The sequence below is a fragment of the Planomonospora algeriensis genome (genome assembly GCF_977012225.1).
In genome coordinates, this window is sequence record NZ_CDRNDK010000117.1 from 1 (window position 1) to 15,167 (window position 15,167).

At 72.2% G+C, this 15,167-nt stretch carries 9 protein-coding genes and 2 pseudogenes; 5 read left to right on the forward strand and 6 right to left on the reverse strand.

Translation table 11 applies throughout. The features are described 5' to 3' along the window. Positions 1 to 487 (reverse strand): copper resistance CopC family protein (locus tag ACWJ6R_RS14750; RefSeq protein ID WP_449062764.1); only part of this gene is annotated, 487 nt, incomplete at its 3' end. Positions 488 to 540: 53 nt separating this feature from the next. Then, positions 541 to 1,833 (reverse strand): helix-turn-helix domain-containing protein, encoded by a 1,293-nt coding sequence (locus ACWJ6R_RS14755; protein ID WP_449062765.1) that lies wholly within the window; start codon positions 1,831 to 1,833, stop codon positions 541 to 543. 910 nt (positions 1,834 to 2,743) lie between these two features. Here ACWJ6R_RS14755 and ACWJ6R_RS14760 point away from each other — a divergent pair. The 3 genes from ACWJ6R_RS14760 (at position 2,744) to ACWJ6R_RS14770 (ending at position 9,385) form a co-directional block, all read left to right on the forward strand. Next, on the forward strand, positions 2,744 to 5,626 hold the full coding sequence (locus ACWJ6R_RS14760; RefSeq protein WP_449062766.1) for a BTAD domain-containing putative transcriptional regulator: 2,883 nt from the start codon (positions 2,744 to 2,746) through the stop codon (positions 5,624 to 5,626). Between the two features lie 107 nt (positions 5,627 to 5,733). After that, complete coding sequence (locus ACWJ6R_RS14765) at positions 5,734 to 7,971, forward strand: molybdopterin cofactor-binding domain-containing protein (protein WP_449062767.1); 2,238 nt, start codon at positions 5,734 to 5,736, stop codon at positions 7,969 to 7,971. Between the two features lie 37 nt (positions 7,972 to 8,008). Further along, complete coding sequence (locus ACWJ6R_RS14770; protein WP_449062768.1) at positions 8,009 to 9,385, forward strand: NCS2 family permease; 1,377 nt, start codon at positions 8,009 to 8,011, stop codon at positions 9,383 to 9,385. A gap of 62 nt (positions 9,386 to 9,447) precedes the next feature. Here the strand turns inward: ACWJ6R_RS14770 and ACWJ6R_RS14775 are convergent. Both ACWJ6R_RS14775 and glgC read right to left on the reverse strand, forming a co-directional pair. After that, positions 9,448 to 9,561: pseudogene (locus ACWJ6R_RS14775) on the reverse strand (excalibur calcium-binding domain-containing protein); the annotation flags it as partial. 74 nt (positions 9,562 to 9,635) lie between these two features. Beyond that, entirely contained in the window at positions 9,636 to 10,862 is a 1,227-nt protein-coding gene (gene glgC / locus ACWJ6R_RS14780; protein WP_449062769.1) for a glucose-1-phosphate adenylyltransferase, read from the reverse strand. Positions 10,863 to 10,911: 49 nt separating this feature from the next. On the opposite strand from glgC, the gene glgA reads away from it, so the two are divergent. Beyond that, positions 10,912 to 12,105: a glycogen synthase gene (gene glgA / locus ACWJ6R_RS14785; RefSeq protein ID WP_449062770.1), complete on the forward strand. Its 1,194-nt coding sequence runs from the start codon at positions 10,912 to 10,914 to the stop codon at positions 12,103 to 12,105. A 15-nt stretch (positions 12,106 to 12,120) separates the two neighbouring features. On the opposite strand, the gene ACWJ6R_RS14790 is transcribed toward glgA, so the two are convergent. Together ACWJ6R_RS14790 and ACWJ6R_RS14795 are read right to left on the reverse strand one after the other, a co-directional pair. Continuing rightward, entirely contained in the window at positions 12,121 to 13,425 is a 1,305-nt protein-coding gene (locus ACWJ6R_RS14790) for an OsmC family protein (RefSeq protein WP_449062771.1), read from the reverse strand. Between the two features lie 238 nt (positions 13,426 to 13,663). Continuing rightward, positions 13,664 to 14,221 (reverse strand): GNAT family N-acetyltransferase, encoded by a 558-nt coding sequence (locus ACWJ6R_RS14795; protein WP_449062772.1) that lies wholly within the window; start codon positions 14,219 to 14,221, stop codon positions 13,664 to 13,666. A gap of 210 nt (positions 14,222 to 14,431) precedes the next feature. Between ACWJ6R_RS14795 and ACWJ6R_RS14800 the strand changes: the two are divergent. Beyond that, positions 14,432 to 15,167 (forward strand): annotated as a pseudogene (locus tag ACWJ6R_RS14800) (hypothetical protein); the annotation flags it as partial.

Below are 15,167 nucleotides of genomic sequence, written 5' to 3' on the forward strand. Positions count from 1 at the left end.
GCGCGGACCCTGCCGGGGCGGCGCTCCCGCTCGGGGCGGCGCTCTGGGCGGGGTCTCCCTCGGCGGGAGCCGTGCTCTCCGCCGGGGCGGCGCTCTCGGCCGGGACCGGGGAGGCGTCCGGGGAGCCCGTCAGGGTGAACGGGATCTCCCCCTCGATCGGGTGGCCGTCGGAGGAGACCACCCGGTAGGCGATGACGTACCGGCCCGGCGGGAGCCCGGCCTCGACCTTCTGCGTCACCACCGTGCCGTCCACCACGGCCTTGCCGTCCTGGCGGGGCGTGTCGTCCCCGTCGCGCACGACGACGTTGGGGAAGCGCACCCGGGCGGTGAACGTCAGCTTCACCTCCTCCAGGCTCTCCACCTTCGCGTTCTCGGCAGGGTCGCTGCTCTTGAGCGCGTCGTGGGCGAGGGCCGGCGGGGCGAGGGCCGTACCGAAGGCGAGGACCGCGACAAGTGCGAGGGCGGCCGCGAAAGGGGAAGTCTTCATGGCACCCCCAAGGCTACCGACGCCCGCGCGCGGTCCCCACCTCCGTGTGTGCTCTACAGGCCCGCGCAGGCCAGGGCCCGCTGGTAGGCCTCCACGCTCCGGTCGGTCTCGTCGATGCGCTCCAGGATCCGCGCGGCGGTCAGCCAGGAGTAGGCGCTGTAGCGGGTGACCGGCAGCGGCTCCAGCAACTCGGCCGCAGCCGACAGCTCCCGCGAGGCCTCCTCCGCGTTGCCGAGCTGGGCGAAGGTCTGACCGGCCATGAGGCGGGCGTCGGCCTGGAGGTCCTCCGGCATACCGTCGAGCATGGCGCAGACCGCTCGGATGTGCGTCTCGGCCCGATCGGGAGCACCCATCAAGAGCTCGGCACGGGCGAGACTCATCGCGCAACGCATCTTGTCCATCGAGCTGGCGGAACTCTCCCCGAGCTCCTTCTCCACCTTCACCAGCAGGTCACGCCAGGTCCTCGCCTCCTCGGGGCGAAGCTTCGACATGATCGCCGCGTAGTCACCGCGGAGTCGCGCATAGCGGCGGGGATCGCCGTATTCGGACTGAATGGCCACGGCTCTTTCGAAATGCGCGGCGACCTCGTCATCGCCGCCGACCTCGGATGCCAGGATCGCCGCCTGCCAGTGCGCGAGGGTGAGCGCCAGAGGAGTGCCCAGCATCTCGGCCGCGGCAACGAGCTCAGCCGAGAAGTGACGGGCCCGGAGCAGGTCGCCCCGTTCGATGTAGGCCGCCAGCGCCTGCACCCCCAACCTGATCAGCCCGTCGTTCCAGGTGGGGCGGACCGCTCCGCCGAGGATCTCCTCCACGACCTGCACTGCCTGCGCCAGTCTGCCCTGCTCGCGATAGCAGCGGGAGAGCTGGGTGACGATGTCGATGTGCCGCTCGGGAGAGATCTCTGATGCGTCGCGCTGCCGCAGCCCGTTCAGCAGGACGATCGCCTCATCGAGGTCACCGCACGCCTGGAAGGCGAGCGCCAGGCCGTACTCGGTGTCCTGGCGGAGCTGCGGCAGCCCGGCGAGGCCCTCATCGGCGAGCAGCTCGGCATAGCGGGTGCGCGCCTCGACGACCTCGCCGTTCTCCATGGCGAGCCGGGCGTAGCTCAACCCGAGCTCGATCTCCCGCATCTGCTCGGTCGTCACGCCGTTGATCAGATAGGTGAGCGAGCAGTCGAGTTTCTGAGCCAGCAGCTCCAGCACCGCGGGAGTCGGGGTTCGCTTTCCGCTCTCGATGAGGGAGACATAGCTGTCGGACAACTCGGGATGCGCCAACTGCGCCTGGGATAGGCCACGCTGACGGCGCATGATCTTGATACGCTGTCCGACCAAGTCTTGACCAGCCACGTTGCTCCTTGAAAGATGTTGGTCGAGCAGCAGAACCTACGACAGGAGTCCCCCCGTGCGCCGACGTGTTGCCCTCTCTGCCCTCGCCGTCTTCTTCACGGCCCTATTCGCCGTTTCGGTCAATGCTACGGCCGCAGGCGCCGATTCGTCTTCCTCTCTGAAGGGAGAGGCTTCGGTTCGGCTGTACGGCCCTTACAACAACGCCGACTGAGACGGCCGGACGACTCTCACACAAGGCAGGGAAACCTTCGGCGACCTGCTGTGACGACACGACGACCCGCGACGTCGACGTGCCGCAGGGACGCTCGGCATACGTCCTCCTCGATTCCCCAGAGACATGCCGGGCGTCCGCCCCATATCCGTCGCTCACCCCACCGCCACCTCGCCGGAATCCGGGATATCACCGCCCCCCACGACAGCGGCATGGCGTGAGAAAACCACATTTCGCGGTCAGACACAAGAGCAGAACGACACCCGGTCCAGGCCCGACGAACACGCCGACGTTTCGCGTTCACCGTCAGGTCGATGCATCCCGGGCTCTCTTTCCCATGGACCGGATACGGATCACGGGAATTCAACCGGCTCCTCTTCCGGCCGGCGGCCTGCCTGTCTCCCACTGCGGGACGGCGGGGGTTCTTACAGGGAGAAGGACCGGTCGTTCCTCCGAGAACCCCCGGTGATCACATAGAGTAATCAGATGAGCACCTCGAACGGAGAGGCGCCTCAGGCCGAGGACGCCCATTGGAGACCTCTTTCGATTTAACCGCCCGCATACACCGCCAATACATTACGGGTCACCAGGACGAGAAATCCGGCGACTTGAGCGCATAAGTAAATACAATCAATTCTTTGAAGCTCCCCAGAAGGCCCGAGGGGCGGCCTTCGCGTCATCGAGGCAGGAACTCATCGCGTGAGATTTTCGGTGCTGGGCGCCCTGACGGTGCACCACGCTGACGGCGAGATCGTCGCTCTCCCCCGGCGCAAGCATCGCCAGCTGCTGGCCGCGCTCCTCCTCGGAGCCAACGCGCCCGTCTCCGCCGGTCAGCTGGCAGAGGCCCTGTGGGACAGCACGCCTCCCGCGTCGGCCGAGCAGAACCTCAAGACCTACATCCACACACTGCGCAAACTGCTCGCCCCCGGCGATCCGCGCTCCGCGCCCATCAGGACGCATGACACGGGTTATCTCATCACGCTCGGACCGGACGACCTGGACCTCCTCGTCTTCCAGGACCTCGTGCGGCGCGGCAGGCGAGCGGCCCGCGAAGGGGACCCGGAGGCCGCCTGCCACTGCTTCGAGCGGGCTCTCGGCCTGTGGCGGGGCGATGCTCTCCAGGACGCCGGGGGAAGCCGGGTGCTGGACCGGGCCGCCGGCCACCTGACAGAGGAGCGGCTCTCCGTCCTCGAGGAGCTCGCCGAGCTCCAGCTCCGGCTCGGCAGGCATACGGAGGCCGTCTCCTGCCTGCGCCCGGCGAGCATGGAGCATCCGCTGCGGGAGCGGCTCCAACGACAGCTCATGCTGGGTCTGCACCGGTCAGGAGACCGATCCGGTGCACTCGACGCCTACCAGTGGTTCAGGAAGGTGCTCGTGGCGGAGACCGGCCTGGATCCGGGCCAGGAGATACAGGAACTCCACCGGCGCATCCTCGCCTCGGACTCCGGACCGGTCCCGGTCCCGCCCGCCTCGGGCCACGCCCCGCAGTCCGCCGAGACCCGACCGGCGCCACCGCGCCAGCTGCCACGTGATCTCGCCGGTTTCGTCGGGCGCACCGAGGAGCTCGTCCGGCTGCGCTCCCTGCTCGCCCCATGGGACGGCGGTCCCCCGCACCACGTGGTCGCGATCACCGGGCCGCCCGGATCGGGCAAGTCGGCGCTGGCCGTACGAGCGGCGCACGCGGTCGGCCGCGACTTCCCCGACGGGCACCTGTACGCGAATCTGCACGGGGCCACACCCGGGCTCCGGCGGCTGGAGCCGCTGGAGGTGCTCGGCCGGCTCCTCCGCGATCTGGGGGTCTCCCCGCAGGCCGTACCGGACGACCTGGACGAGGCGGCGGCCATGTGGCGGAGCAGGCTCGACGGGCGGAAGGTCCTCGTCGTGCTGGACGACGCCGCCGGCCTGGCCCAGATCCGCCCGCTGCTCTCGGTCCCGGTGGGGAACGCGATCCTGGTGACCAGCCGGGAGAGCTTCGCCCTGGTCGACGACTGCGCGCGGGTGCGGATCGGCGAGCTGCGCCGGACCGAGGCCTCGGCCATGTTCGCGAAGCTGGTCGGCGCCGGGCGGGCCGCCGAGGACGTCCGGGCGACGGGGCGGCTGATCGAGCTCTGCGGGAGCCTGCCGCTGGCCGTGGGCATCGCGGGGGCCCGGCTGGCGAACCGGCCGCGCTGGGCGGTGGCCGACCTGGTCGCACGGCTGGAGGACGAGCATCGGCGGCTGCACGAGCTGGAGGCGGGTGATCTGGCGGTCCGCTCCAGCCTGGCGGTCAGCTACGACCTGCTGGCGGGCGGCGCGCATCCGCTCGACCGGCTGGCCGCCCGGACCCTGCGCGTGCTCGGCGTGCTCGAGGTGGCCGACGTGACGGCCCACGTCGTCGGTGCGCTGCTCGACGAGCCCGCCGAACGGGCGGAGCAGGCACTGGAACGGCTGGTGGACGCGCATCTCGTCGAGTGCGACGAGCCCGGGAGATACCGCCTGCACGATCTGGTGCGGCTCTTCGCCCGCGAGCAGGCGTCGCTCGACGGCCCGGACGCCAACGGCGCCGCGCTGAACCGGGCTTTGAAGACATACATCGCGACGGCTCATCTCGCCGTCCGCCTGGGCGGCCACCCCGTCCTGGCCCACTCCCGGATCGAACCCGGTACGAACCCGGCTCCGCTGGCTTCGGAGCACGATGCCGACACGTGGCTGGGACGGGAGTGGGCCAACCTCATGAGCGTCGCCTCCCAGGCCATGGAGAGATCTGCGGAGAAGGAGGGCGAGACCGTCCGGCTCGGCGCGAACCTGGTGTTCGCCTTCTTCTGGTACACCCTCTACAGCGGCCTCCGGACGCGCACTCTCGCGATCAGTCACGAGGCGCTCCGTGCCGGGCGGCGGCTCGGTGATCCCCTGATCGAGGCACTGGGTCACAACCATTTGGCCGATGCCTACACCGCCAACTACCGGTACGCGGACGCCGCCGTGCACCATGAGGAGCAACTGGCCCTCTACCGCAGGCTGGCCGATCCATGGGGCGAGCAACGCGCCTTGGGCGGGCTCGCCAACGTCTACGGCGATCTGCGGCGTTACGAGGAGGCCATCCGGTGCGCCGAAGCCCAGCTCGCGATCTGCGAGGCCATCGGCCACGGATCAGGCGAATGCTTCTCCCTGATCAAACTCGGTGAGGTGCTCCACCGGGTCGGCCGGAGCGATCAGGCGCTGTCGGCCTTCGACAGAGCCCTGCAGCAGAGCCGGATCATCGGCAACCTCCGCTACGAGGCGTCGGTGTTCGAGAAACTGGGGGACCTCCACCTCGATCTCAACGACCCCCTGACGGCGAAGAAACACTACGAGACCGGCCTCGCCCGCTCGCACGCCGCGAAGATGACCATCAATGAGCCGTACCAGCTGCTCGGCCTCGTCCGTTCCTGCCGCCTCCTCGGAGAGCTCGACCAGGCGGAGCTGTACGCGATCCGTTCCCTCGACGTCGCCCGGACGACGGAAGACCATGTGCTGGAGGAACTGGTGACGAAGGAGCGGTCCGCCATCCTCGCCGCCCGCGGGGAGGCCGGCTCCGCGGTGAGGGAGACCTCGGGGCGCTGAACGCCCCGGACGGGTCGCCGTAACCGCAACAGTCGCCAACCGCGGCGCCCCGTGTTCCGCGCTGTCTGCCATGGACCGGCTCTGAGCTGCGCTGATGTACTGAGGTCGTGAGCGAGATCGAGACACGGCGGAGCCGGGGCATCGGGGAGAGCCTGCTGCGGCCCGACGGGACGCTGAAGGTGACCGGCGAGTTCGCCTACTCCTCCGACCTGTACCTGGCGGACATGGTCTGGGGTGTGACGCTGCGCAGCCCGCACCCGTCGGCGTGGATCCGGTCGGTCGACGTCGGTCCCGCCCTCGCCATGCCGGGCGTGCTGGCCGTGCTCACCCACGAGGACGTGCCGGGTGAGAAGTTCTACGGCCTGGAGCACCGGGACCAGCCGGTGCTCGCGATCGACCAGGTCCGCCACCAGGGCGAACCGGTCGCGCTGGTGGCCGCGGACCACCCCGAGCGGGCCCGGCGGGCCGCCGCGGCGATCGCGGTGGAGTACGAGGTCCGCGAGGCGGTGACCGACCCGCGCCGGGCCGCCTTCGACCCGGATTGCCCGAAGGTCCACGAGCGCGGCAACGTGCTCCGCCACCAGCCGGTCCGGGTCGGCGCCGGGCTCGGCGACGCCGCGGACCTCACCGCCCCCGTCGTGGTGACCGGCGAGTACGAGGTCGGCATGCAGGACCAGGCCTTCCTGGGCCCCGAGTCCGGCCTGGCCGTACCGGCCGAGGACGGCGGGGTGGACCTGTTCGTCGCCACCCAGTGGCTGCACGTCGACCGCGACCAGATCGCGCCCTGCCTGGGCCTGCCGCCGGAGATGGTGCGGCTCTCGCTGGCCGGCGTGGGCGGCGCGTTCGGCGCCCGGGAGGACCTGTCCATGCAGGTCCACGCGTGCATGCTGGCGCTGCGCACCGGCCGTCCGGTCAAGATGGTCTACCACCGCGAGGAGTCGTTCTTCGGCCACGTGCACCGGCACCCGGCCCGGATGCGCTACGAGCACGGCGCGACCCGCGACGGACGGCTCGTCTACGTGAAGGCGGAGATCCTGCTCGACGGCGGCGCCTACTGCTCCTCCTCCCCGGCCGTGGTCGGCAACGCCGCCTCGCTCGGGGTCGGGCCGTACGAGGTGCCGAACGTCCGCGTCGACGCCTACGGCGTCTACACCAACAACCCGCCCTGCGGCGCGATGCGCGGCTTCGGCGCGGTGCAGGCCTGCTACGCCTACGAGTCGCAGATGGACCGGCTGGCCGAGGCGTGCGGCCTCGACCCGGTGGAGATCAGGGTCCGCAACGCCGTCTCCCAGGGGTCGAAGCTGGCCACCGGGCAGGTCATCGACTCCCCCGCGCCGCTCGCCGGGATGCTCCGCGAGCTCGCCGCCCTGCCGCTGCCCCCGGAGTCGGCGGGCGGCCTGCTGGACCTGCCCGGCGGCGCGGGACGGACCACCCGCGGCGAGGGCGTACGGCGCGGCGTCGGGTACGGCGTGGGCATCAAGAACATCTGCTTCTCCGAGGGCTTCGACGACCACTCCACCGCCCGGGTCCGGGTGGAACTGCTCGGCGGCGAGCCGCACGCGCTGGTGCACACCGCCGCGGCGGAGGTCGGCCAGGGGCTGGTCATGGTCCAGGAGCAGGCCGCCCGCACCGAGCTGGGCGATCTGGGCGTCGACCGGGTGACGGTCGCCGGGGCGGACACCTCGGTCGGCTCGGCCGGGTCGTCGTCGGCCTCCCGGCAGTCCTACGTCACCGGCGGCGCGGTCAGGGCGGCCTGCCTGGCCGTACGGGAGCGGCTGGAGGAGCTGTGCGCCGGCGGTCTCCCGCTCGCCGAGGCGCTGGAGCGGCACGGCCCGGTGGAGGAGACGCGCGAGTACCGCCACCGGCCGACGTTCCCGATGGACCCGGTCACCGGGCAGGGGGACTCCCACACCCAGCTCGCGCTGTGCGTGCACCGGGCGGTCGTCGACGTGGACACCGAGCTCGGCCTGGTGAAGGTGGTGGAGCTGGCGGCCGTGCAGGACGTGGGCCGGGTGCTGAACCGGCTCGCGCTGGAGGGGCAGATCCACGGCGGTTCGGCGCAGGGGCTGGGCCTGGCGCTGATGGAGGAGATCCAGGTCGCGGGCGGGCGGGTGCTGAACCCGTCGTTCACCGACTACCTGATCCCGACCGTCCTGGACATGCCGCCGATGCGGGTCTCGATCCTGGAGAACCCCGACCCGCACGCGCCGTACGGCCTGCGGGGCGCGGGCGAGCCGCCGACGCTCTCGTCGACCCCGGCGGTGGCCGCCGCGGTGCGGGCCGCGACCGGGCTGGACCTGCCCCGGGTGCCGATCCGCCCCCATGACATCGCGCTGAACGGGTAGGAAGCGGGCGTCCCCCGCAGGTGAGGAGGGGGACGGCGTGGATCGCTTCTTCGAGTTGTCGGCGCGCGGGACGACGGTCGGCCGGGAGGTCCGGGGCGGCGTCACCACGTTCATGGCGATGGCCTACATCGTCCTGCTCAACCCGATCATCCTGGGCGGCGCCGTCGACGTCACCGGGGCGCGGCTGTCGGTCCCGCAGCTCACCACGGCCACCATCCTGACCGCGGCGGTGAGCACCCTGCTGATGGCCGTGGTCGGCAACGCGCCGTTCGGCCTGGCGACGGGGCTGGGGCTGAACGCGGTGGTCGCCTACCAGGCCGCGCCGCACATGACCTGGGCGCAGGCCATGGGGCTGGTCGTGCTGGAGGGCCTGGTGATCGTGCTGCTGGCCGTCTCGGGGCTCCGGCAGCTCATCATGAACGCCATCCCGCTCGCGCTCAAGCACGCGATCAGCGTGGGCATCGGCATGTTCATCGCGCTGATCGGCCTGGTCGACGCCGGGTTCGTCGCTCCGGGCGCCGGCACGCCCGTGCAGCTGGGTACGGCCGGGCACCTGTCGGGGTGGCCGGTGGCGCTGTTCTGCCTGGGGCTGCTGCTGATGGTCGTGCTCTACGTGCGCCGGGTCCCGGCGGCCATCCTGATCGCCATCGTGGTCACCGCGCTGGCCGCGGTCGCGGTGAACGCGGTGGCGGAGGTCGACCCGGCGAGCTGGGGCGTCGTGGTGCCCCGGCTGCCGGAGGCGGTGATGTCGGCCCCGGACTTCGGGCTCCTCGGCCGGGTGGACCTGTTCGGCGGGTTCGCCCGGGCCGGGGCGGTGACCGCCGCGGTCGTGCTGTTCACGCTCGTGCTGTCCGGCTTCTTCGACGCGATGGGGACCATCATCGGCGTCAGCGACGAGGCCGGGCTGGTGGACGAGCGGGGCCGCGTCCCCCGGCTGGGGGCCATCCTGACCGTGGACGGCGTGTCCGGCGCGATCGGCGGGCTCGCCGGGGCCTCGGCCGGGACGGTCTTCGTCGAGTCGGCGGCCGGGGTCGGCGAGGGCGCCAGGACCGGTCTGGCCGCCCTGGCCACCGGCGGCCTGTTCACGCTGTCGCTGCTGTTCACCCCGCTCGCGACGGTCGTCCCGGCCGCGGCGGCCGCGCCCGCGCTCGTGCTGGTGGGGGCGCTGATGATGACCCAGGCCAAGAACGTGCCCTGGGACGACCTGTCCCTGGCGATCCCGGCCTTCCTGACGATCGCCATCATGCCGTTCACCTACGGCATCACCAACGGCGTCGGCGCGGGCGTGATCTCCTACACGGTGATCCAGGCGGCGCTCGGCCGGAGCCGGGAGATCCCGTGGCTGCTCTGGGTGGTCACGCTGGTTTTCACGGTGTACTTCGGCATCGGCGCCGTCGAGCAGGTCATCGCCTGACGGCGAGCAGGGGCGGCGGGCGGTCGGCCCCTGACGGCGAGCGGGCCGACGCCCGACGGAGGTCAGGGCCGGTCGCTGTCGCAGGCGACGCCGTCCCCGTCCCCGTCGATGTACCAGGCGTACTCCGGGTCGGTCTCCTTGAAGTACGGGCCGTAGCCGGCCGCGGCCGCCTCCCGGCAGGTGCTGAACTTGCGGTACCGTCCACCCGTACCACCCGTGCCCGCCCCGCCGCCCGCCGGCGCGGCGGGCCCTACCGGTCGACGATCTCGTTCTTGCCGATGACCACGACGCCGCTGTTGGTGACCGCGAAGCGGGAGCGGTCGTGCTCCAGGTCGAAGCCGATCCGGGCGCCGTCCGGGATGACCACGTTCTTGTCGATGATGGCCTTGCGCACGATCGCGCCCCTGCCGACCTTCACGTTGCCCATCAGCACGGAGTCCTCGACCACGGAGTGGGAGTGCAGCACCACGCCGGGGGAGAGGACGGACCTCTCCGCGAGGCCGCCGGAGACGATCACCCCGGAGGAGACCAGCGAGTCGATCGCCCGGCCGACCCGGTCGCCGTCGTTGTGCACGAACTTGGCCGGCGGGAGCGGGTCGTGGCCGGTGTAGATCGGCCAGCGGTCGTTGTAGAGGTTGAAGAACGGGTGCGCCGAGATGAGGTCCATGTGCGCCTCGTAGTAGGCGTCCAGGGTCCCCACGTCGCGCCAGTAGCCCCGGTCGCGCTCGGTCGAGCCGGGCACGACGTTGTCGGCGAAGTCGTAGACCTCGGCGCTGCCGCTCTTGACCATCATCGGGATGATGTTCCCGCCGAGGTCGTGCTTGCTGGTGGGGTCGAGCGCGTCCTCCCGGAGCGCGTCGATCATCGCCTGGGTCCGGAAGACGTAGTTGCCCATCGAGGCGTAGACCTGGTCGGGCGCGTCCGGCAGGCCCACGGCGTCGGTGGGCTTCTCCCGGAACGCGGTGATCCGCCGCCCCGCCGGGTCGGTCTCGATCACGCCGAACTGGTCGGCCAGCGACAGGGGCTGCCGGATCGCCGCCACGGTCACCTCGGCGCCGGACTCGATGTGCTGCTCCACCATCTGCCGGGGGTCCATCCGGTAGATGTGGTCGGCGCCGAACACGATGACGTGCTCGGGCATCTCGTCGTAGACCAGGTTCAGGTTCTGGAACAGCGCGTCGGCCGAACCCGAGAACCAGTGCGGCCCGAGCCGCTGCTGCGCCGGGACCGGGGTGACGTAGTTGCCGAGCATCGCCGACAGCCGCCAGGTGCGCGAGATGTGCCGGTCGAGGCTGTGGTTCTTGTACTGCGTCAGCACGACGATCTTCAGGTAGTGGCCGTTGGCCAGGTTCGACAGCACGAAGTCGATCAGCCGGTAGATCCCTCCGAACGGCACCGCCGGTTTGGCCCGGTCCGCCGTCAACGGCATGAGCCGCTTGCCTTCACCGCCGGCGAGCACGATCGCGAGGACTCTCATACCCAGGACCTTAACCCGGCGAAGGGGGATGAAACACTAGGGTGTGACCATGCGAGTCGATCTACGAGTCGATCTGTTGAGCCGCGAGTACCCGCCGGAGGTCTACGGCGGCGCCGGAGTGCACGTCGAATACCTCGCCAGGGAGCTGAGGGCGCTGGCCGACGCCCGCGTCCGCTGCTTCGGGGCCCCGCGGTCCGAACCCGGGACCGACGCCTACCGGGTCCCGGACGGCCTGGCGGCGGCCAACGCGGCGCTGCAGGTGCTCGGGGTGGATCTGGAGATGGCCGCGGGGTGCGAGGGCGCCGACCTCGTGCACAGCCACACGTGGTACGCCAACTTCGCCGGTCACGTGGCCAAGCTGCTGTACGGCACGCCGCACGTGGCGACCACGCACAGCCTGGAGCCGCTCCGGCCCTGGAAGGCCGAGCAGCTCGGCGGGGGGTACACCCTCTCGTCGTGGGCCGAGCGGACCGCTCTGGCCGCGGCCGACGCGATCATCGCGGTCTCGGAGGGCATGCGCCGGGACGTGCTCGCCTGCTACCCGGAGATCGACCCGGAGCGGGTCTCGGTGATCCACAACGGCATCGACACCGACGAGTACGCCCCGAACCCCGGCACCGACGTGCTGAAGAAGCACGGCATCGACGCCGGCCGGCCGTACGTCGTGTTCGTCGGGCGGATCACCCGGCAGAAGGGCCTGGTCCACCTGCTGCACGCGGCCCGGGACCTGCACCCCGACGCCCAGCTGGTGCTCTGCGCGGGCGCCCCCGACACGCCCGAGATCTCCGCCGAGGTGACCGGGCTCGTCCGGGAGCTGGAGCGGGACCGGGCCGGGGTCGTCTGGATCTCGGAGATGCTCCCGCGCCCCGAGGTGATCCAGATCCTCACCCACGCCACCGTGTTCGTCTGCCCCTCGGTCTACGAGCCCATGGGCATCGTGAACCTGGAGGCCATGGCGTGCGAGACCGCCGTGGTCGCCACCGCCACCGGCGGCATCCCGGAGGTCGTGGCCGACGGCTCGACCGGTCTGCTGGTCCCGATCGAGCAGACCGCCGCGGACGGCACCCCGGACGATCCGGCCCGGTTCGCCGCCGACCTCGCCGAACGGGTCAACCGGCTGCTGGCCGACCCGGCGCTCGCCGCCGAACTGGGCCGGGCCGGGCGGATCCGGGCCGTGGAGCACTTCTCCTGGGCCCGGATCGCCGAGCGGACGATGGAGCTCTACCGGTCGCTCGTCCCGTGACCGGGCCGAGGCGGCTCAGTACCTGATCACGGGCTCGGGGGTGACGGGGAAGTTCACCGAGCGGGCGATGAAGCAGTACGCGTGGACCTCGCCGTGCAGGCGCTCGGCCGCGGCCGCCATCTCGGGGGAGGCGACGGTCACGGTGGGCCGGAGCACGACCCCGGTGAACCGCCCCGAGCCGTTGCCGTCCTCCACCATGACGCCCTCCGGCTCGTCCGCGTAGCCGGTCACCACGACCCCGCCGGCCGTGCACAGGTGCAGGTACCAGAGCATGTGGCACTGGGAGAGCGAGGCGACGAGCAGCTCCTCGGGGTTCCAGCGGGAGGGGTCGCCCCGGAAGGCCGGGTCGGACGAGCCGGCCAGCGGCTCCTTGCCCGCGGCGGCGACCTCGTGCTCCCGGCCGTAGCCGCGGTAGCTCGCGGTGCCCTCGCCGCGGTTACCGGTCCAGGTGACGGTGAGCCGGTAGCGGTGTTCACGTGTCATGCCGGAATCATGGCGGAACGATCCCGGCCGGCATCGGCCGGGGCGCGCCCGTGGGGACCTCCGTCCGCCGCGGGCACGCCCGGGGAGCCCTACGCCTCGGCGAGCACGCTTCCGTAGGCGCGGGCGGCCAGGTCGGCGATGAGCCCGTGCGCGCCCAGCAGTCCGGCGCACTCGATCCCGGCGTCCGCGGCCGCCGCCTCCGCGAGGCCGGCCTCGGCCTCGGGGCCGATCAGGCAGGGGGGACAGGGCGATGCGCCCGGCGCCGATGCCGCGCAGCCGCTCGGCCGCGTCGGCGACGGAGGGGGCGCCGTCCAGGGAGGCGACCAGCACGGGGAGCGTCAGCCGGGAGGCCAGCAGCACGGCCGTCGGCTGCGCCTCCACCGCCCCCCGGTCCCCGCCGACCGTGGCCAGGACGACCGCGTCGACCGGGCTGGAGACGTTGAGCAGCCGCACCCGGTCGGGCCTGGCCAGGTCCTTCTCGGCGAGGCGGATGTGCAGGGCCTCGGCGAGCAGGGGGTGCGGGCCGAGGTGCTCGGTGACCGTCACGGTCGCCCCGCTCGCCGCCACGGCTTCGGCGATCATCCGGTCGGCGGCGGGGTGCGGCCCGGTCAGCAGGGGCACCACGATGGCGGCCACGCCGTCCTCGGGCCTGGAGCGGGCCGCGGCCTCCAACTCGGAGGTCAGCTCCTTGCCGTCCTCGCCGAGGCCGACCAGGCGGACCTCGATCTGCGGGTTGTCGACCCCGACGGTGGCGGCGAGCTCGGCGGCGGCACCGGACGCGTCGCCGGGTACGGCCAGCACGAGCGCGGGGGCCTCGGGCGGGAGCTGGGAAGGCACGGGCCTGCGGTGCCGGCCGGAGGGCCGGACGGCGCGCCCGCGCACGGGGAGGCTGGAACTCTCACTCACACGCGCGAACTCTAGGGCCATTTCGGTCGCTCCGTCGCCGAAAAACGGCAGCGATTCCGTCACAACGTGCTGGGACGCCGGTGGAGGCGCCCCGATCGCGTCCTCTGCGCCCCCGCGGAGCGCCCCCCCCGGGGCCGCCGGGGACCGCCGGGGACGCGGCCCGGGACGGTCAGGTGTCGCGGTGGCCCTCCCACTCGTCCTCCAGCGCCGAGTGCACGATGGAGTCGCGCCAGGCGCCGTGGGCCCGCACGTGGTGCCGGATCCTGCCCTCCTCGACCATCCCGGCGACGAGCATCGCGAGCTGGGCGGCGGTGTTGGCGGGGGAGCGGGCGCCCCAGATGCGGTGCAGGCGCAGGTTCTTGAAGCCGAACGCCAGCAGCAGCCGGATCAGGTCGGTGCCGATCCCCCGGCCCCAGTGGTCGGGGCGGAGCCCGAGGCCGATCTCCGCGCTGTGCGGGTGATCGGCCTCGATGTGCAGCCGGGCGACGCCGATGACCTCGCCGCCGTCCAGCTCGGTCACCGCCAGCACGTAGAGCCGCCGGGGCTGCACGCCCGCCGACTCGATCGCCTCGGCGACGATCTCCTCGACCTGCTCCCTGGTGCGGGGGTCGAACGGCAGGTGCTCGGTGGTCGCCGGGTCGCCGTACACGGCGTGCAGCGCGTCCACATCGGCGAGCGTCACTTCCCTCAGTCCGAGTCTCTTGCCGGAGATCTCAACAGGGCGCATGCGCAGACGCTAACGCCTCACGCGTCCCAGGGCTAGGGATCATTCCGGTCGGGATCATTTCCCGATTTCGGCGTGATTCGTCGAGGGCGGCACCCGGCCGGCCTGGGGAGCGCTCTCCGGTCTCGACGACGCCGAGAAGCTCCTGCTCCGGGCGTTCGCGCCGGACCGCTGGGGGAGAATGGGCGGATGACACCGCCTGTCACGGATGGCGTGGACGTCGTTGATGTCCGCGTGCTCGCCGGTCCCGGCCTGGTCGCCGACCTCCGGCTGCTCGCCGAGGTCGCCGACCGGGAGTTCGCCGCCCTGGGGGTGCGCGGGAGCGTCGCGGCGGTCTCCGGGCCCGCCGACCTGGAGGCGGCGGTCCTGGATTCCTCCGGCCCTCTGGTCGTCCTGCCCGGGCCCGCTCCCGAGGCGCGCGCCCTCATCGCCCGGCACCCTCGCGCCGTCTGGCTGGACCTGCACCGGGTGGCGGAGCCGGCGGGCCCGGAGCACCTCCACGGACGCGGGGTCTGGGGACTGGCCTGGGCGATCCGCCGCGCCGTGCACCGGCTCCGCCGCCCCGCCCGCAGAGTCGCCTACGGCGCGCACCCCGACCAGTGGGCGGAGGTACGGCCACCGCACGGGTCACCGGGCGAGCCGGGGGACGGCCCGCGAGGCGACCGGCAGGACGGCCCGGGGGACGATTCGGGGGGCGGTCCGCGGAGCGGTCCGGGAGGAGAGCGGCAGAGCGGTCCGCGGGCGGTCCCGGTGGCGGTGGTGCTGCACGGCGGCTACTGGCGGTCGGTCTGGGGCGCCGACCTGATGGACGCGCTCTGCGCCGACCTGGCCGGGCGCGGCCTCGAGACCTGGAACCTCGAGTACCGCCGCCCCGACCTGCACGGCTGGGACGCGACGACCGCGGACGTGGCGGCGGGGCTCGCCCTGGCGGCGGAGGGCGACCATCGCA